The sequence below is a fragment of the Nonomuraea cavernae genome (assembly GCF_040655715.1).
Lineage (GTDB): Bacteria > Actinomycetota > Actinomycetes > Streptosporangiales > Streptosporangiaceae > Nonomuraea > Nonomuraea cavernae_A.
In genome coordinates, this window is record NZ_JBFAKL010000024.1 from 22,205 (window position 1) to 39,504 (window position 17,300).

Sequence of the window (17,300 nt, forward strand, 5' to 3'; positions counted from 1 at the left end):
AACGCGAACTCAGGTGATGCGCCCCTCGTGGGGAGCCTGCTCACCGTGGGGCCGTTACCGGCCCCACGGTTCTCCTCCTTATGTGATCATTTGCAGCATGCGTACCACTACGGGGGTACTCGCTGCCTTGGTCGTCGCGAGCGCGTGTGCGCTGGCCGCCGACACGCCCCTGGACGGCGGCGGGCGGACGGCCGGTCACGCCGCCGAGCCGGCAGCCCGGTGGATCCTGAGGCACACCGTCCACGGCTACGGCAGGGATGTCCCCTTGTGGCTGGTTCCCGCCGCGGACGGCCGGGCGTCGCTGTTCGTCAGGAAGAGGTCGGCACTCGGCTGGTCGATGCTGCGCTGGGACGGGACCTCCTGGAGACGTTCCGGGCTGCCCGCGCAGTTCGGTAAGGCCTGGGGGCTCGAAATCGGCGCTTCCCCGTCCGGGGAGACGATCTGGGCGGCCGCGAGCGTGCCCCACGGGGAGTACGACGACGTGACAGACCAGCTGTGGCGATTCTCCGGCGGGCGCTGGACGCGCCGGTCATCTGGGAACGTGACGGTGAACGGGGTGATCGACATCGCCGTCGCCTCCCGGGGCGACGCCTGGTTCGTGACCGGCTTCGACCCCGAGGGCGGCGCCTCGAACGTGCTGCGCTGGAGCGGGAACGCGCTGCGTTACCAGTCGCTCCCGGACGGTCCCATCCTGACCGGGATCAGCGCGGCGGGCCCGGACGACGTGTGGGTCGTGAACCAGGAGCAGGGGGACAGGACGTGGCACTGGAACGGCGCGTCCTGGAAGGACGTCCCCTACCCGTGCGCGATCGGGTCCCCTCATCCGCCGTGCCGCGGACGTGCTCACCTTCAACGGCTGAGCCTGACCGTGAGACCGGACGGCCACGCGTGGGCGGTCGGCCCTCCGTGGGCGGACGGCGGCAGCCCGGTCATGCTGCACTGGGACCGCGCCCGATGGGAGCAGGTGCGCCTCGATCTGGTGAGGACGGGCTTGACCACGGTCCGAGTGGACCCGGTGGGCGGCCTGTGGATCGCCGCCCGTCCCGCCTCCGGCTCGCCCTACCTGCTCAACCTGCGCGACGGCAGGTGGACCAGATTCGCCCTGCCGGAGGGCGATCCGGCCGAGTACATCACGGACATCGCGCCCGTGCCGAGTACGACGCGGCTTTGGGTCCAGACCAAGCGACAGGACTCCGCGGGCCCGCCGGGCGGCCCGGTGACCGCGCGGGTGTACGAGCTCTCCTAGGTGGTGAGCGGTCATCCCGATCCGGCGACAGCCGGGATGACCTGCTCGGGCCTCTGCTGAACCTGCTGGGGTTCGCGCTGATGGCCGCACGCGACGCGCTGGATTCGGAGGCGTGAGCTTTTCGCCGCCTGCGTGCGTCGCGGCCGGGATCGTGATCCGCCGTACGGTGGCGCGCCGTACTGAACGGCACGTTCGCCGCAGGGCCGGTGTCAGCGGGGTACGGCCCGCACCCATCCGCGGTCGCCGCCGAGGAACTCGGAGATCGTCAGGCCGGCCTGGTTGAGCCCGCGCTCCAGGTAGTCGTCGTCGAGGCGGCGGCTGACGAAGGTGTGGGTCCAGTGCCGGTCGCCGATGGAGTATTCGGTGGTGGCTTCGAGCAGGCCGGGGCCGGGCCGGCTGAAATCTGTCATGCGGACGGTACGGCCGTCGCCGGTGGCCCGTTGGAAGGGCTGGACGGTGTCGTACCACTCGGGAGGCTTGCGCTGCAGGATCACGCAGCCGTCGGCGGCGACGTGACGGCGGCAGGTGCGCAGGAACGCGGCGCGCAGGTCGTCGTCGGCGGTCTCGATGACGAAGGACATCAGCAGCACGAGGTCGAAGGTCCGTGGCAGGGCCAGGGCCTGGATGGAGGAGGTGACGGTCTCGGCGCCGGTGATGTGGGCGAGCATCTCGGAGGACTCGTCGACCGCGACGACCTCGTGGCCGAGGGCGAGCAGGGGATGGGTGACACGGCCGGCGCCGGCGCCGAGCTCCAGGATGCTCGCTCCGGGCGGGATGGCGGCGTGGATCAACTCGGGTTCGCCGTTCGCGGTGAGGGTGGCGTAGTAGTCGACCGCGCAGCCGTCCGGGGTGATCGGTCCTGGACCCGTGCCCTGATAGAGCCGTCGTTTGATCATCGGGAACCTCCGAGGAGACCCCCGCCTTCAGGCGGGGGAGGAATCGGACCCCTGCGGAGCAGGGCAGGGGCAGGCGATTCGCCGCCAGGCGGACCGCCATCAAAACGCCGCACGACACCGCACGGTTCGGTAGTGTGTTCGACGGTGGCGACACCCAAGCCACCGGACGAACGATCGGCAACACCCTCGCCGCAGGGCTTGCGGAGAGGCGAAACGCCTGTGGAGCCGGTGTAAGACCTCAACGAGAGTCCTCTCGGGCGGGCAACCGGCGGTGAAGCAGGAAGCCCAACCGGCGACGGTTGGAATCCCGGCCCTTCAGAGCCGGGAGGATGTCAAGTTCCCATTCTGAGGTGCGGTCCGGGCGTCCGCGCGGCTGCCGCGGTCGGCCGCTCGGCCGGTCAGGGCTGGATCTGGCGGGTGATGGACGGGTCGGTGATGGTGGTGTCGGCGGCCAGCAGGAACGCCTTGGACAGGATGATCGACAGCATCCCGCCGTCCTCTTCGAAGGGCAGGAAGACCTGGTCGGCGGAGCGGCCGGGGACGATGCAGAGGTAGGCGTCGTTGGGGTCCATCAGGATGTTGCCCGAGCCGAGGTGGATCTTGTAGGTGCGCAGGTCGCCCCGGACCGTCAGGAAACGGTCGGTCAACGTGCATCGTTCGGCGATGGCCAGCCGGGGGAGCAGGCGCGACAGCGCGTCCCGGCGCACCTCGGCGGAAGGCGGCAGCGGCCCGAACGAACCCCGATGCCACTGGTCCCGCAGCCGGTCCGCACCCCGGTCGGCCCACTCCGGGTCGGCCGCGATCGAGGTGACCGCGACGAACAGATCCACCTCGCGCATTGCCTCGCTGAACACCAGCGGCGGCACCTCCACCAGCGGCGCCTGGCACCAGGCGCCCTCGGTCAGCCGGTGGAAGCGCACCTGGTCGGTGGCCGCGTAGCCGGGGTCGTGCGGGAGGCACTCGTGGAAGAACGTCACCCGCCACCGCCCTCCGGCCAGCACCCGCCGGGCCTCACCGGAGTCGCCGCCGTCCCACGGCCCCAGGTAGTCGGCGTGCCAGCCCCGCTGCTTGAACAGCGCGTAGAGCTTGCGGTAGTCCACCACGTGCCCGGCGAACCTGTTGGAGTAGACCTCCGTCGCCTCCTCGGCCGGCGTCAGTAGATAGACCTCGCGGAACGCCTGCTTGTACGGCTGGCGCAGCTCCTTGTCCTGCACGATCTCGCGCCAGGCGCTCACCTCGGCCACCGAGGCGCGGGCCGGATGCCACAGCCGCACCGGCACGTCGGGCACGCTCAGCCCCAGCTCGGCACGCCACTCACCGGGTGACACCTCGAACTCCCAGATCAGCCGGTCGGCGATCGGCTGCCCCTCCAACTGCCGGTAGGGCGGCGTGACGTCACTGGCGTATCCGGCCTCCAGCGCCCTGACCAGGGTCACCTGCTGCTGCCGGACGTGTTTGGCCAGCTCTCGCAGCCGCTTGACCTCGTCGGCGTGCTCGCGCCTGACCGCCGCCGGGACCGCCTTGAGCCTCCTGTCGCCGTGCCACCACGACAGCTGGACGTCGCCGTCGGTCGAGATCACCGCCGTGTGCTCACCCAGCGTCTGGCGGACCCGCCCGTCGGGCAGGCGGAACGCGACCTCGATCCGGCCGGCCAGGGCGGGCTGGATCCGCTTGAACATGCGGTCCAGCTGTTTGGGGACTCCCGCGTGCCGGGTCACCCGCCGGGCGGAGCGCAGCGCCGAGATCGCCTCCGGGGTCGGGTGGTCCTCCACCGCGCGGGCGATCTCGAACAGCACCCCCTGCGAAGGCAACGTCCTGGCCTGGGTGGGGGCCACCGCCACCCCGGGCAGCAGCCCATCCAGCAGCTCAGGCAGCCAGGGCTCGTCCCGGAAGAGCGCCAGCCGCGCGGCCCGGCCGATGGTCTCCTTCTCTCCGTCCTCGAACGCCTTGTCCGCCCGATAGGGGATCTTTCCGGCGTGGATCGCGGCGACGCGGGCCTCGGCCGCCTCCAGAGCCCACCGGGCGAAGTCAAGGTAGCCGGGCAGGCCGCCGAGCCGTTCGCGGACGTCGGGCAGCGGCGGCGAGGCGTTGTAGGACCGTTCGGTCACGGACTCGGCGAACAGCGCCCGCTGCTCCACCTCCCAGCCGAGCAGCAGCTCCACCTCGGCGACCGCGATCGGCCCGCGCCCCTTGGTGAGCCGCCCGGCCACCTTGGCGTCAAGCTTCGCGAGCCCGGCCGCGGCCAGCAGGGAGAAGGGGCTGTCCAGCCGGTTCTCGCGCAACAGGAACGCGACCAGCGTGCGGGCGGGATCGGCCAGCCGCTCCAGCGGCGCCCCCGCCGGGCACCGCGCCAACGCCCCGGCCCCGACGCACATGTCCGCCCATTTCCGAGTGCGTAACCCGTCCACCAGCGCGTCGAACAGCTCCGCACACGCCTCCGGCGTGAACAGCGGCTGCCGCTCCCTGGCCTGCTCCTCCACCGAGAACCGGGCCATCATGGCGCCGCCGCCCTGCTTGCCGACCTGATAGGCCGCGGGCAGCAGCGCGCCGAGCTCGAACGCGCTCAACTCGGAGGCGTCAGGCCACGCCGCGGAGGCGTCGGTGGCTCCGGTCATCAGGTCCATCAGGTGCTGTGCCGGGGGAGAGAGCCGCATGCGGAAGATCCTGCCGGATGCCCCCGACAGAACCGGCACGCGGCCCGTTCATCATGTGAGACCGACTCGTTCGCCATGTCCCGCCCACAGGTCAGGGCTGGATCTGGCGGGTGATGGACGGGTCGGTGATGGTGGTGTCGGCAGCCAGCAGGAACGCCTTGGACAGGATGATCGACAGCATCCCGCCGTCCTCTTCGAAGGGCAGGAAGACCTGGTCGGCGGAGCGGCCGGGGACGATGCAGAGGTAGGCGTCGTTGGGGTCCATCAGGATGTTGCCCGACCCGAGGTGGATCTTGTACGTACGCAGGTCGCCCCGTACCCGAAGGAACCGGTCGAGCAGTGAGCACCGGTCGGCGATGGCCAGGCGGGGGAGCAGCCGGGTCAGGGCGTCCCGGCGGATCCGGGCCGTCTCGGTCAGATCGCCGAAGCCGTACGACTGCCAGTAGTCGCCGTGGCCCTCGGGGTCCAGGCCGGTGGAGGTGACGCCGACGGCCAGGTCGGCGTCACGCAGCGCCTCCGACAAGATGAGCGGCGGCACCTCCTCCAGCGGGACCCGTCGCCCTGCGTCGTCGGTGAAGTGCAGGTCGCCGCTGACGCAGATGGATACCGTGCCGATGTTGTCGCGCTCGAACGAGTGCTCGTCCAGGTGGAACCCCCAGTGCGCGGTCAGCCCGCCGGGAAGCTCCTTGGTGGCGTTGGCCTGGTCGGAGCCGTACTCCCAGCCCCAGTGCCCCAGAGACATCCCGGTCCAGCCGCGCCCGGTCAGCAGTGCCTTGGCCTGGCCGTACCTGAGCAGATGGCCGGCGAACCGGCGCGAGTGATCGTGGGTCCGTTCCTCGGCGGGGGTGAGCAGGTAGACCTCGCGGAAGGCCTGCTTGAACGGCTGGCGCCGGCCCGTCTCCATGAGGTGGTCGCGCCAGGCGCGGACCTCGTCCACGGTGTGGGAGATGGGGTGCCACAGGTGGACGGGCGTGTCGGGACGCGGCTGGATGCGGCGTCCGGCCGGATCGGTCAGCTCCCATCCGCCGTCGGCCCGCACCGGCAGCCCCGCCGGGCCCTGGAGGATCTCCCAGATCAGGACGCGGCCGAACGAACCGGTGACCGGCTGGTCGAGATAGAACTCGCACACGTCGCGCCAGCGCCAGACGCGCTCGCTGGCCAGGGCCCGTTCGACGCGGAAGCGTTCGGCGGGGAGGGCCTTCTTCAGTTCCTTGGCGGTCGCCCTGAACCCGGCCAGCAGCTCGCGGTCGACCGCCTTGGGGATCGTCCTGCGGCCGTTGTAGGTGATCGTGCCGTCCAGCGACAGCCGCAGGCCGTCCTCGGTACGGGTGCCGTCGGGGTCCAGCCCGAAGGTGGGGACGGTGCGCTCCAGGAGCTGTTCGGGAGACAGGCCGGTCTGGGCGGCGACCGCCTCCAGGGTGCGGTCGACCTTGGACAGGATGGTCTTCTTGCGGACCTTGGCCTGCACCCGGGCCAGTTGCGCGACCACCTCCAGGCCGCCGCGCCGGGCCAGCACCCCGATCGCCGCGTTGGCCAGCATCTCGCTGCGGGCGTTGGCGCCCGAGCCGCCGACGCCGGTGCCGGTGGTCACCGCGACGTCCCCGAGCAGCGCGGTCACCCATGGCCGGTCGATCAGCTCGCAGACCCAGACCATGCCCCGCAGCGGCACGGCGGTGCGTTCGCGCAGGAAGACGGTCTCGGTCCACTCGCCGTTGCCGGTCGGATGCCGATGTGTCACCTCACGGTGTGCGACGAGCCGGGTGAGGATGTCTCTGACCAGGTCGGCGGCCCGCGGGGTCAGCAACTCGGCGGCGCGCTTCGTCCAGCCGGCGCTGGGCTTGGCAGCGGTGGCCTTGTTCCAGTGACGGAACTGCGGCAGGATCTCGGGAGCCGCGAGCAGACCGGCGTGATCGGAGATCATCCGGGTCGCGAACTCGTCGTCCTCCCACATGATGTTGCGGATCGTCGCGCCGGGATCATCCGTTTCCGGCTCGATCAGCAGCGTCTCTACCGGCTCACGCAGGACCTCCCACGCGGGCTTCCAGTACTGGGCGAACCACTTGGGCAGGGAGCTCAGCACGTCGCGGCGCTCGTGGTACGGAAGGCGGGCGGTGGCGGCCAGCGGCAACCGGTACAGCTCGGCGTAGCCGGTGTGGCGCCAGGTCATCAGGCCGTTGGCCGCGCCCCACAACCGGGTGACGACGTGGCCGGGCAGGTCCGGCAGGTGGTCGATCAGGTCGCGGATGACGTCGAGCCGGCGTTGGTCGTGCTCGTGACCGCCCTCCCAGCCGAGGTTGAGCCGCATCTGCGCCCAGACGCACAGGAGGGGGAACGCTGCCTCGTCCGCCTCCTTGACCGTGAGCTCACCACCGGCGAACGCGACGTCCAGCCGGTCGAAGGTCTCTTTGTGATCGTTCGCGAGCTGGACGAAGCCGTGGTGGTTGCGAAGGGGCGAGTCGCTGAGGATGTCCCAGTCCATGTCAGCCTCCGACCAGCGGGACGAGCTTGACGAAGGACACGACCGGGTCGGTGGTCAGGTCGATCTCGGTGTCCAGGTCGTCGACCTGGCGGTCGCCGACCAGCAGCAGGAAGCCGTTGCGGGCGAACGCGGCCTCGGCGGCGTCGGCCTGCTTCTCCCAGTCGAGCCTGCGCGCGGTGCGCATCCGGTAGCCGTTCAGCTCGGCCTCGGCGTCCGTCGGCTTGACCAGGCCGCGGAAGTGCGCGGAGGGGGCGGCGTTGTGGCGGGCCACCTCCTCGCGGACGCGGAGCCGTACGAGCTCGCGGGCCGAGATCCGCTCGGGCAGGTCCGGAAGGGAGAACTCGTCCAGCGTCCGGCCTGCCGCCGTCTCATCGCGAAACGTCACTAACGCCATTGATAGCCCTGTTCTACGAAATATCGGGTGATGGCGCTATGAATAGCAGTGGCGAACGACAGAAACTCTGGCGAAGCGCTCGAATCGGCCGGGGTTGATTCCCGGCCACCCGCTGGGGATGCTGTGGGGCCAGGCTCCTCAAGGAGGTAGGCATGACCGTACGGATCGAGCGCCGGGGACCGGTGACGACCGTCGTGATCAGCAGGCCCGAGGTGCGCAACGCGGTCGACCGCAAGACGGCCGACGGGCTGATCGACGCGTTCCGCGAGTTCGACGAGTCCGACGCCTCGGTGGCGGTGCTGTGGGGCGAGGGCGGCACGTTCTGCGCCGGCGCCGACCTCAAGGCGCTCGACAACCACGTCGGCGAGGAGGGCGACGGCCCGATGGGCCCCACCAGGATGCGCCTGACCAAGCCGGTCATCGCCGCCGTCGCCGGGCACGCGGTGGCCGGCGGCCTGGAGCTGGCGCTCTGGTGCGACCTGCGGGTGGCCGAGGAGGACGCGGTGTTCGGGGTCTTCTGCCGCCGCTGGGGCGTGCCGCTCATCGACGGCGGCACGGTCCGGCTGCCGCGGCTCGTCGGAGCCTCCCGCGCGATGGACATGATCCTCACCGGCCGCCCGGTCGGCGCTCAGGAGGCTCGCGAGATGGGCCTGGCCAACCGCGTCGTGCCCACCGGTACGGCCAGGCGGCACGCCGAGGAGCTGGCCCACGAGCTGGCCCGGTTCCCGCAGACGTGCCTGCGCGGCGACCGGCTGTCGATGCTGGAGCAGGACGGCTTGGACGAGGCCGAGGCGATCAGGAACGAGCTGCGCCACGGCCTCGTCTCGCTGCCCGACGCGGCCGGCGGCGCGGCCCGGTTCGCTGCGGGCGCCGGGCGGCACGGAGCGTTCTGACGGGTCCAGAACACCAGCCCGGAGCGGACCATTCGCTCATCGGCAGGGCACTACGGACGGCATCGGCGAAGGTCACCCACGCAGAACGGTGTCGGGCAGCACGAAGCTGTGCGGATCGGCCTTCACGAACCGCTCCGTGCGATCGCCCAGGACCCGTAGCAGGACCTCTCGGTAGATCGGGTTGGCGATCTCCAGGTCCCTGGTTCCCCGGATGAGGCCCAGATCATGAACGTAGGAGACGTCATCGTCGAAAGAGGTGTCCGTGCCTGGCCACGTTCCCGCCACGATCGGTTCGATCACCCGTTCCACCCGTGGTTCGTGCAGCCGCGTCACGAGGGCGTCCAGATGGGTGGCGCGCGCCCGGATCAATCGCTCCTTGGCCTCCTCCACCTGCCCGGCGGTGATGGTGCCGGTCACCTCCATCTTGAAGGTGATCTCGTGGGCGAGGGCGTTGACCAGCCAGGGTTGTCCCTGTGTCAGCTCGAACACCCGGTCCACCGCGTCCTTGGTGAACTCTTGCCCGGTCGCCTCCGTGTGCCGGCCGTACAGGTCGGCGATCTGATCGGCGGTGAAGTCGCCCAGGCGCAGCGACTCGGCGATGATGTTGAACCACCTGATCGGATCGTCACCTGATGCGACCTTGTGGTTACGCACGTCGCGCAACCCGCACAGCACGACGGACGCGGGGAACGGATGGCCCTCCGGTCGTGCGTTGTGGCCGTCGCGGAGCTGGCTGAGGACGCTGATTATGCTGGTGCCCTGCAGGCCGTCGATCTCGTCGAAGAACAGCACCACCCGGCGCGGGCAGCGACGGCACCACTCCCTCAGCGCCGCACCGAACCGGGCACCTGGGGGAGCCTGTGGCCAGGGATCCGGCGGGAGCAACTCGTCCGGCCATCCCGACCGCGTGGCGGCCTCGCGGAGGGAATCCAGCAGAAGTGACTCCGCGGCGGCGTAGTCGTCGCCGGCCGCCTTGGCACGCTCGCACGAGAACAGCAGAGCGGCGGTGTCACCCTCGGCGGTGAGCTCGGACGCCAGGGTGCCCAGGGCGGTCGTCTTCCCGGTCTGCCGGGGCGCGTGCAGCACGAAGTAACGATCCATGTCGATGAGCACCCGTGCCTGCGGGATCCGCGGCGTGGGGGGCAGCATGTAGTGCCGTCGCGGGTCGCACGGGCCGGTGGTGTTGAAGTATCTCGCTCGGGGTGGGCGCATGGTCACATAATGTCATCACCCGCTGTGCCGACGGCGAGATTCCGCGTCGAGACCGCCGCCGTCCTTGACCGTCCAAGCAGCGCGTCCAACGTCAGCGCTTGATGGTGGTCAGGCCGCGCGATACCCGCGGCGCGGCCGTCCGCCGACTTCCAGCCGTCCTCGCGCCGCACCGGAATCCCGGCGGGGCCCTGGAAGATCTCCCAGATGACCGTCAGGCGTCCACCGGGAAGTTCGCCCGGATCACGCCGTGCGGGTCGCGGGCCCGCTTGAGGTCCCGCAGCCGCGCCAGCGCGTCACCGGAGAACGCCGACGCCGCCCGCTCCCCGGCCGTCAGCATGCTGTACGGCTTGCGCCCGCTGGCGTACGGCGCCAGAGCGGCTCCGAGACCGGCGATGCGCTCGGCCGTGGCTTCCGACGCGATCCCGAGCAGGTAGGCGGAGTACGGCTCGGCCAGGGGCTCCGCCGCGCCGCCGCCCGCCGCCGGCCGGGCCAGCGCCCCGCCCAGGTGCCGGATCTGCACGCTGATCAGGGGATCCATCGGCTCGCCGAACAGCACGTCGTCCGGGAGTTCGGCGAGCAACTCGCACCGGCCCATCACCGGGGCAGGGTCGGTCGGCTCGTCGCAGATCGACCCCAGCGCCGACACCGGCAGCGGGCCCCGGCTGTCGCCCATGACGCCGTCGATCTTCTCGAAGCGGCGCAGCAGGCCGCCCGGGTGCTCGCCCAGGTAGGTGACGTCGAGCGCGACGAGGCCCGGGCCACCGGGGATCTGCAGCAGGTCGTACCAGAGCGTCAGCTCGTCCGGCGCCTCGGCGGTGACCTCCTTGAACGCCTCGAACACCGCGGCGGCCCGGTCTGCCGGCCACATCATCCGCCCGCCGTACAGGAAGGGCGCCGGGTGCAGGTCGAACTCCAGCGCGGTGACCACGGCGAAGCTGCCGCCGCCACCCCGCAGCGCCCAGAACAGGTCGGGGTCGGACTCGGCGGTCACCCGCACCCCGGCACCGTCGGCGTCCACCGCCTCGAACGCCCGCACGCTGTCCGAGGCCCAGCCGTGCTTGCGGCTGAACCAGCTCAGGCCGCCGCCGAGGGTATAGCCGGTCACGCTCACCACCGGCGAGCTGCCCGCCAGGCCGGTCAGCCCCAGCGGGCCGGCCGCGGCCAGCACCTCGCCCCACTGCACGCCCGCCCCCACCCGGGCCACACCATCCGAGATCTCCACCCCGCCGAGCCGCTTCGTGCGCAGCAGGATGGCGCCCTCCGTGTCACCCGAGGCGCCATGACCGCTCGCCTGGGCGGTCACCGCGAGCCCGTGCAACCGCGCGTGGCTCACCACGGCCGCCACGTCGTCGGCGTCCTCCGCGTCCACCACCGCCAGCACCGGCTGGTCCACCGAGAGGTGCCATGGCGTACGCGCCTCGTCGAAACCCTCGTCGCCCTGGACGAGCACCCTGCCCTTGACCGTCTTCTTGAGTTCGTTCATGCGCCCAGCATGCGATGCGCGCCTTGGGCGGGACTTGGGGTTGACTTGGGATTCGTGGAGATCCGACTGTTCGGCCCGGTCGAGGCCGACGACGCCGCCGGGCGGTCGCTCGACCTCGGCACTCGCAAGCAGCGCGCCTGCCTGGCCATGCTGGCGCTCGAACCCGGCCGGATCGTGCCGCTCGACCGGCTCATCGAGGAGCTCTGGGCGGGCGAGGCCCCGGCCAAGGCCACGGCGACCCTCCAGGCGTACATCTCGCACCTGCGCCGGGTGCTGGAGCCGGACCGCAGGCCGCGCACCCCGCCGCGGCTGCTGCTCACCCGGGAGCCCGGCTACCTGCTCGACGTCACGCCTGCCCAGACCGATGTCGGGCGCTTCACGGCGTGGGCCGAGGACGGGCGGCGCCTGGTTCGCGGCGGGCGGTTCGCCGCGGCCCGCGACGTGCTCGACCGGGCGCTGGAGCTGTGGCGGGGGGAACCGCTGGCGGAGTTCCCCGACCTGGCGCCCGCCCGGCTGGGGGAGCTGCGGCTGCAGGCGGAAGAGGACCGGCTGGAGGCTCGGCTGGCGCTCGGTGAAGCGAGCGTGACGGACCTGGAGGCGCTGGCCGACGCCAATCCCTACCGCGAGCGGGCCTGGGGCCTGCTGGTGCTCGGGCTCTACCGGGCCGGCCGGCAGGCCGACGCGCTGGGGGCACTGCGCCGGGTCCGCTCCCTGCTGTCGGCGGAGCTGGGCATCGAGCCGGGGCCGGAGCTGAAACGGCTGGAGCGCGCCGTCTTCGACCAGTCACCCACCCTGGACGCCCCGGGCACGCCGGACGCGCCACTCCCGCTCGACCCGGACATCACGGACCCTGCGGACCCGCGCGCCGAAGCGACCGGCGTCCCGGGCGTGCGCGCGGGAGCGCCCGGCCGACCAGGCGCCGAAGCGCCCGGCTCTTCTCCCGGCAGGCCAGGCACGGCGAACGTCCCCTGCACCCGGCTGATCGGGCGGGAGCCGGAGCTGCGGCTGGTCGAGGAACGGCTGGCGGCGGCACGCCGGGGCAGAGGCGGCCTGCTGCTCGTCACCGGCGAGGCGGGCATCGGCAAGACGAGCCTGGCCAGGGCGGCCGCCGACGAGGCGGAGGCGCGCGGGTTCAAGGTGGCGTGGGGCCGCTGCCTGGACGGCGGGCCCACGCCGGCGTTGTGGCCGTGGACCCAGGCCGGCCTGGTCCCGGCCCAGCCGCAGGCCGAGCTGTTCGACCTCTACGACGGCGTGCTCGCGCGGCTGCGCGGGGCCCCGCTCCTGCTGGTGCTGGAGGACCTGCACTGGGCCGACGTCTCCTCGTTGCGGCTGCTCGGCCATGTCGCGGGCGAACTGCCCCGCACCTCGACGCTGGTCGTCGCCACCGTACGTCCCGAGCCGGGGGAGCACCCCGGCCAGCTCCGCGAGACGCTGGCCGCGCTGTCGAGGGAGAGCCCGCGCGTCTCGCCGGCGCCCTTCGACGCCGCGCAGGTGCGCGACTACCTGCGGCTGCGGCAGGTGGACGCCGATCCCGAGGTGATGCTGGATCGGTCCGGCGGCAACCCGTTCTACCTGACCGAGCTGCTCCGGCTGCCCGCGAGCGAGCGCGACCTGGTCCCGCCCGGCGCCCGCGACGTCATCGACCGACGGCTCGCCCGGCTGCCCGAGATGACGAGGGAGTTGCTCGGCGCGGCGGCGGCGGCCGGCCGCGAGGTGCCGCTCGACCTCCTGGCGGCCATGGCCGGGCGGCCGGTCGAGGACGTGATGACGCATCTCGAACCCGCGCTAGCCGCCGGCCTGCTCCAGGAGGCCGCGGGCTACCGCTTCTCCCACGCCCTGGTACGCCAGGCGCTCGACACCGGCCTCACCCGGCTGGACCGGGCCCGGCTGCACCTGCGGGCGGGAGACTACCTGGAGGCGGTGCCCGGCACCGACCCCGCCCTGCTCGCCGGTCACTTCGCCGCGGCCGCGACGCTCGGCGCGGGCGACCGGGTGGTCCACCACGCCACCGCCGCCGCCCGTCAGGCCGCCGCGCGCCATGGCTACACCGAGGCCGTGGCGCTCTGGGAGCTCGCGCTCGCCCACCTCCCGCCGGGCGACTCGGCGGATCGCTGCCGCGTGCTCACCGAGCTCGGTCAGGCCCGCCGGGCCGTGGGCGACGCGGGCGGCGCGCTCCGTGCCCTGGACGAGGCGATCGCGCGGGCCGGCAGGCTCGGCGATCGGGAGGCGCTGGTGGCGGCCGTGTCGGTGTCGGGCAGCCTGTCGGTGTGGAACTGGCGCCCCTACGGCACCGTCGACGAAGAGCTGGTCTCCACCCTGGAGGATCTGCTGGTCACCCCCCTCGATGAGGAGTCGAGGGCGACTCTGCTCGGCACCCTCGGCGCCGAGCTGCACTACGGGCCGCGGCGCGCCGAGGGGGAGCGGCTGGCGCTGAAGGCGGTGGAGATCGCCCGCCGGCTGGCCGATCCCGCGCTGCTGGCCCGTACCCTCAACAACTACCTGATCGCCGGCTTCGTCCTCGGCCGCAACCCCTCCCGGCTGCGGGCCGCCGAGGAGATGCTGGCCATCCCCGGCCTGCCCCGTGAGGCGCGGCTGGTGGCGGGCGTGATCCGGATGTCCTGCCTGCTGCGGGCGGGCGAGCTGGCCGAGTGGGAGCGGGAGCTGGCCCGCTGCGAGCACCTGCTCGAACGGATCCGCCGCCCTGAGCCCGAGGCGATGGTGCGCATCGCCGAGACGGGCGGCCACACCCTGCACGGCCGCTGGGCCGAGGCCGAGGCGCTGCTCGGCAGCCACCCCGACCTGAGATACGGAGCCAGCCTGTGGGGGCAGGAGGCGCGACGGCTGGCTGTCCTCTACACGTGCAGGCGCGGCCAGGGCCGGGTCGCCGAGGTGCTCGACGAGCTCGTCGCCGCCGCGCGCCGCCGCGACCTCACACTCGTCCGGCCCCTGGCCGTGCTGGCCGCCCTCGACGTGGGCAAAGAGGACCTGGCCGCCGACCTCGTCGCCCGCTGGGGCGCCGACCTGCGGGACGACTGGGCGGGGGACTTCCTGTTCCCTGCCTGGGGCCTGGTGGCGGCCCGTCTTGGCACCCCCGATCCGGGCGAGCTCTACGACCGGCTGCTGCCGGTGGCCGGGCAACTGATCGTCATGGGCATGGGCAGCGTCGCCTGGGGCTCCGTCCACGACGTCCTGTCCCGGCTGGCCGCCCGCCTCGGCCGCGCGGAGGAGGCGGCCGCCCACGCCAAGGCCGCCGCCGACACCCACCGCCGTCTCGGCCTGAACTCACCCGGCGGGGCCTGCGACGGCACCTCCACACGCTGAGACCCCTATAGGATACCGACGCGGTGTTGGTATCATTCCGACATGGCGTCGGGAACTGGATCGCGGCGCTTCACGGAGAAGGGATCACTCCTCATGCACATGATCATGAACCGCATCGACGTCCCGGCGGAGGACGCCCAGGCCTTCGAGGCCACCTTCATGGAGAGCATGCGCGCCACCCTCGCCGGCGTGCCCGGCCTGCGCCGCAGCTCGCTCCTGCGCCCCACGGAGGAGGGACAGCCCTACGTGTCCACGATGGAGTTCGACTCCCGCGCGGACTTCGTCGCCTGGCTGCGCTCCGACTCGTTCAAGGCCGCCCACTCCGACCGGGAGGCGCCCGGTATGGACACCTCCTCCGCCATCGAGCAGTACGAGGAGATCGGCGCGATCGCCGGCTAGAGGCGGCTCGCCGTCACGCCCTTCGCCTTGGCCCAAAAACCGGCATTGGTCGCGCAGCTTGTTGCCCTCGGCCTTGCGGCGGAGATGCTCGTCTCCTCCGGCTCCGCCGTTGGCCACCCGGACGCTGGGTAACGTGACCGCCGCACCGCGAGAATGTGACCTGATCTCGGCGAACGCCATCAAGCTTGCCACCGGTCTCAACGACTACAAGGCATCCGGCACGAAGATGGAGGTCGCATTCCACAGCAACGCGGCCCCCAGAAGGTCGCTGGGGGCCGCGTGGTCGAGGACGCTAGAAGTCGAAGATGCCGTTCCTCGCGCCGGCTATGAACTTGTCCCAGACCGCCCGGCGGAGAACCCACGGCTCGGCATCCGGTTGCTCGGTGTCGCGCAAGGCGACGCGGCCATCGGACAGATGCTTGGCCTCCAGGCACTCGCCACCCTGGCCGCTGGACGCGGTGACCCATCCTGTAGGGTCGGCGATTTCTCTCGTGATGTGTGCGCTTAATTCCACGACGCCGCTCTCTCCTTGATCCGTTGCATCGACAGGTACTCGGGAAGCGCCGCTTTTCGTACGCATTCGAGTCGGCCCACGAGTCGTTTGATCTCATCGGGTTTGTCGACGACGCGACCATGGAGGGCTGATTCGACGTACGCGGCGATCGGCACTCCATCCTCCTGGGCCAGAACGATCGGCCCCACCAGCGCTGCTGTGCACAGGGCCTCGTACGGGATGAGTTGGACGCTGAACCAGTTGTTCTCGGCCATAGTGACCAGATGCTCTAGTTGGCGCCGGGTCACCGAGTTGTCTCCAATCGGACGATACAGGATGCCTTCGTCCATGACAGCGAGGTATTGGGGCGGTGCGGGACGGTTGAAGATGGTTTGCCGTTCCAGTCGGGCCTGGATGGCTTCCTCGACCTGCTGGGGAGTCGCGTTCGGTTCGCCGGTGAAGATAGCGCGAGCGTACTCCTCGGTCTGTGCCAGCCCCGGCATGATGAGGGGGGCGACGCTGATGATCTGGTCGGCTCTTCGCTCGATCGCCGGCCACTGCCGATACCACTGGGGTACCTGATTGCCGCTGATGGCGGGCCAGTGAGTGAGGAGAACGCCGTCCAGATCCAGCGCCTTCTCGCAGAGATTGATCAACTCGCGCGTGGGTTTCTCGTCGCCGCGTTCCACGTTGCCGATGCGGCTTTTGCTATAGCCGATGCGGTCCGCGAGCTGCTCTTGAGTCAATTTGGCAGCGTATCGGTATTTGCGTAGTTCTGCGCCGAAACGCGCTGCTGGACTGGCGGTTGGATCGAGCTCTTTGGGTGCTGGCATCTCTGCTCCCGTCGCCAGTCCGATCCCAGCTCTTCTGGCTTGGTGGCAGTAAAAGTCTGGGATCACTCTGGGAATGTTTCTAAAGACAATGTAGCGAGTTGCAGGCAGTCTGTGGAGTGCCCCAAGGAAGTCGGTCCATCCATCGCTCGTGTAACAGAACCACGGCTGGGTCGTTGCTGGCATGCGTAATTCTCAAATTGGGCATAGGTGGTCATCATGGCGGAACTCGGCATGCAGGTTATCGGTGAGATGCGGTTCCCCGGACGTCCAGAAATTGTAAGTGATGTCCGCATTTATGTGTCTCGATGGCTTGTGATCGAACTCCCTAGAGCAGCTGACGATGGAGAATTGGTGGACAATGTGCGTCTTCTCGCGACAGAGGTAGCCGTTAACGCGATAAAACACACACTTTCTGGACGGTGGGGCAAAGGCTCATTTCGGGTCCGTATGTGGCTCGGTGACGGGTGGGTCCGTGTCGAGGTGATGGACCAGGGGTGGTGGTCGGGGCCGCGACTCCGCGACGACCCCGACGGAACCAGCGGGCGCGGGCTGCAGATCGTGGCGGCCATGGCGGCGAACTGGGGAGTGAAGAGGCACTGGCTCGGTCGGACCGTGTGGTTCGAGCTTCCCGTCCAGTCGGCCCGCTTCGATCTGGAAGCCGGGAACCCCGTCGAGATCTTCGATGGAAGGAATCCATGACATGCCGAAGATCTCCGACTTTCATGGCCCGCACGTCGAGCCGCTCACACCCGAGCACGTCAAGCTGGCCTGGTACGAACCCAACCCGCAGGCGTCGCGCATCCGGGTGATCCTGCACACCTGCGAATGCCGCGAAACGATCTACGAGCTGTGCGCCGCCGCCGGCCTGAGCTTCGTCCGCCGCACCGATCGCGCGAAGCAGACCGTACGCGAGACCTCGTGGACGCTGACCGCGACCGCCATACGCATCTTTGCGCAGATCCTGTGCGGCGAAGCGCGCTGATCCCCGTACAGAGAT

Annotated in this window: 14 protein-coding genes; 6 read left to right on the plus strand and 8 right to left on the minus strand. The window is 70.8% G+C overall.

Annotated elements, in window-relative coordinates; all coding sequences use genetic code 11:
* Window positions 1–97 precede the first annotated feature (97 nt).
* A complete protein-coding gene (locus tag AB0I38_RS29460; RefSeq protein WP_358484288.1) occupies window positions 98–1,246 on the plus strand; it encodes a hypothetical protein in 1,149 nt (382 codons plus the stop codon).
* A 209-nt stretch (window positions 1,247–1,455) separates the two neighbouring features.
* On the opposite strand, the gene AB0I38_RS29465 is transcribed toward AB0I38_RS29460, so the two are convergent.
* From AB0I38_RS29465 to AB0I38_RS29480, 4 genes are all read right to left on the minus strand, one after another.
* A complete protein-coding gene (locus AB0I38_RS29465) occupies window positions 1,456–2,142 on the minus strand; it encodes a class I SAM-dependent methyltransferase (protein ID WP_358484297.1) in 687 nt (228 codons plus the stop codon).
* Window positions 2,143–2,540: 398 nt separating this feature from the next.
* Window positions 2,541–4,796, minus strand: coding sequence for a DUF4132 domain-containing protein (locus tag AB0I38_RS29470; RefSeq protein ID WP_358484303.1), 2,256 nt, complete (start codon window positions 4,794–4,796; stop codon window positions 2,541–2,543).
* 91 nt (window positions 4,797–4,887) lie between these two features.
* On the minus strand, window positions 4,888–7,275 hold the full coding sequence (locus AB0I38_RS29475) for a DUF4132 domain-containing protein (protein WP_358484307.1): 2,388 nt from the start codon (window positions 7,273–7,275) through the stop codon (window positions 4,888–4,890).
* Window position 7,276: 1 nt separating this feature from the next.
* A complete protein-coding gene (locus tag AB0I38_RS29480; protein WP_358484312.1) occupies window positions 7,277–7,669 on the minus strand; it encodes a hypothetical protein in 393 nt (130 codons plus the stop codon).
* 152 nt (window positions 7,670–7,821) lie between these two features.
* Between AB0I38_RS29480 and AB0I38_RS29485 the strand changes: the two genes are divergently transcribed.
* Window positions 7,822–8,562, plus strand: coding sequence for a crotonase/enoyl-CoA hydratase family protein (locus tag AB0I38_RS29485; RefSeq protein ID WP_358484323.1), 741 nt, complete (start codon window positions 7,822–7,824; stop codon window positions 8,560–8,562).
* A gap of 72 nt (window positions 8,563–8,634) precedes the next feature.
* On the opposite strand, the gene AB0I38_RS29490 is transcribed toward AB0I38_RS29485, so the two are convergent.
* Together AB0I38_RS29490 and AB0I38_RS29495 are read right to left on the minus strand one after the other, a co-directional pair.
* On the minus strand, window positions 8,635–9,774 hold the full coding sequence (locus AB0I38_RS29490) for an AAA family ATPase (RefSeq protein WP_358484331.1): 1,140 nt from the start codon (window positions 9,772–9,774) through the stop codon (window positions 8,635–8,637).
* 211 nt (window positions 9,775–9,985) lie between these two features.
* Window positions 9,986–11,257 (minus strand): FAD-binding oxidoreductase, encoded by a 1,272-nt coding sequence (locus tag AB0I38_RS29495; RefSeq protein ID WP_358484339.1) that lies wholly within the window; start codon window positions 11,255–11,257, stop codon window positions 9,986–9,988.
* 54 nt (window positions 11,258–11,311) lie between these two features.
* On the opposite strand from AB0I38_RS29495, the gene AB0I38_RS29500 reads away from it, so the two are divergent.
* Both AB0I38_RS29500 and AB0I38_RS29505 read left to right on the plus strand, forming a co-directional pair.
* Window positions 11,312–14,578, plus strand: a complete 3,267-nt coding sequence (locus AB0I38_RS29500; RefSeq protein ID WP_358484351.1) for a BTAD domain-containing putative transcriptional regulator — start codon at window positions 11,312–11,314, stop codon at window positions 14,576–14,578.
* Between the two features lie 42 nt (window positions 14,579–14,620).
* Entirely contained in the window at window positions 14,621–14,977 is a 357-nt protein-coding gene (locus AB0I38_RS29505; protein WP_358484367.1) for an antibiotic biosynthesis monooxygenase family protein, read from the plus strand.
* Window positions 14,978–15,269: 292 nt separating this feature from the next.
* On the opposite strand, the gene AB0I38_RS29510 is transcribed toward AB0I38_RS29505, so the two are convergent.
* Together AB0I38_RS29510 and AB0I38_RS29515 are read right to left on the minus strand one after the other, a co-directional pair.
* Window positions 15,270–15,491 carry a DUF397 domain-containing protein gene (locus AB0I38_RS29510; RefSeq protein ID WP_358484383.1) on the minus strand — a complete coding sequence of 74 codons (222 nt, stop codon included), beginning with the start codon at window positions 15,489–15,491 and terminating at the stop codon, window positions 15,270–15,272.
* Window positions 15,482–16,303, minus strand: coding sequence for a helix-turn-helix domain-containing protein (locus AB0I38_RS29515; protein WP_358484389.1), 822 nt, complete (start codon window positions 16,301–16,303; stop codon window positions 15,482–15,484). The genes AB0I38_RS29510 and AB0I38_RS29515 overlap by 10 nt, the downstream gene beginning before the upstream one ends.
* Before the next feature lie 216 nt (window positions 16,304–16,519).
* On the opposite strand from AB0I38_RS29515, the gene AB0I38_RS29520 reads away from it, so the two are divergent.
* Together AB0I38_RS29520 and AB0I38_RS29525 are read left to right on the plus strand one after the other, a co-directional pair.
* Window positions 16,520–17,002, plus strand: coding sequence for an ATP-binding protein (locus AB0I38_RS29520; RefSeq protein WP_358484396.1), 483 nt, complete (start codon window positions 16,520–16,522; stop codon window positions 17,000–17,002).
* 1 nt (window position 17,003) lies between these two features.
* A complete protein-coding gene (locus AB0I38_RS29525; RefSeq protein ID WP_358484400.1) occupies window positions 17,004–17,285 on the plus strand; it encodes a hypothetical protein in 282 nt (93 codons plus the stop codon).
* Window positions 17,286–17,300: the final 15 nt, after the last annotated feature.

What these genes read in the sequence shown, in the direction of transcription:
- AB0I38_RS29460 (WP_358484288.1), top strand. Translation starts at nt 98, where the DNA reads ATGCGTACCACTACGGGGGTACTCGCTGCCTTGGTCGTCGCGAGCGCG.
- AB0I38_RS29485 (WP_358484323.1), top strand. Translation starts at nt 7,822, where the DNA reads ATGACCGTACGGATCGAGCGCCGGGGACCGGTGACGACCGTCGTGATC.
- AB0I38_RS29470 (WP_358484303.1), bottom strand. Translation starts at nt 4,796, where the DNA reads ATGCGGCTCTCTCCCCCGGCACAGCACCTGATGGACCTGATGACCGGA.
- AB0I38_RS29475 (WP_358484307.1), bottom strand. Translation starts at nt 7,275, where the DNA reads ATGGACTGGGACATCCTCAGCGACTCGCCCCTTCGCAACCACCACGGC.
- AB0I38_RS29505 (WP_358484367.1), top strand. Translation starts at nt 14,621, where the DNA reads ATGGCGTCGGGAACTGGATCGCGGCGCTTCACGGAGAAGGGATCACTC.
- AB0I38_RS29465 (WP_358484297.1), bottom strand. Translation starts at nt 2,142, where the DNA reads ATGATCAAACGACGGCTCTATCAGGGCACGGGTCCAGGACCGATCACC.
- AB0I38_RS29525 (WP_358484400.1), top strand. Translation starts at nt 17,004, where the DNA reads ATGCCGAAGATCTCCGACTTTCATGGCCCGCACGTCGAGCCGCTCACA.
- AB0I38_RS29515 (WP_358484389.1), bottom strand. Translation starts at nt 16,303, where the DNA reads ATGCCAGCACCCAAAGAGCTCGATCCAACCGCCAGTCCAGCAGCGCGT.
- AB0I38_RS29480 (WP_358484312.1), bottom strand. Translation starts at nt 7,669, where the DNA reads ATGGCGTTAGTGACGTTTCGCGATGAGACGGCGGCAGGCCGGACGCTG.
- AB0I38_RS29490 (WP_358484331.1), bottom strand. Translation starts at nt 9,774, where the DNA reads ATGCGCCCACCCCGAGCGAGATACTTCAACACCACCGGCCCGTGCGAC.
- AB0I38_RS29495 (WP_358484339.1), bottom strand. Translation starts at nt 11,257, where the DNA reads ATGAACGAACTCAAGAAGACGGTCAAGGGCAGGGTGCTCGTCCAGGGC.
- AB0I38_RS29520 (WP_358484396.1), top strand. Translation starts at nt 16,520, where the DNA reads ATGGCGGAACTCGGCATGCAGGTTATCGGTGAGATGCGGTTCCCCGGA.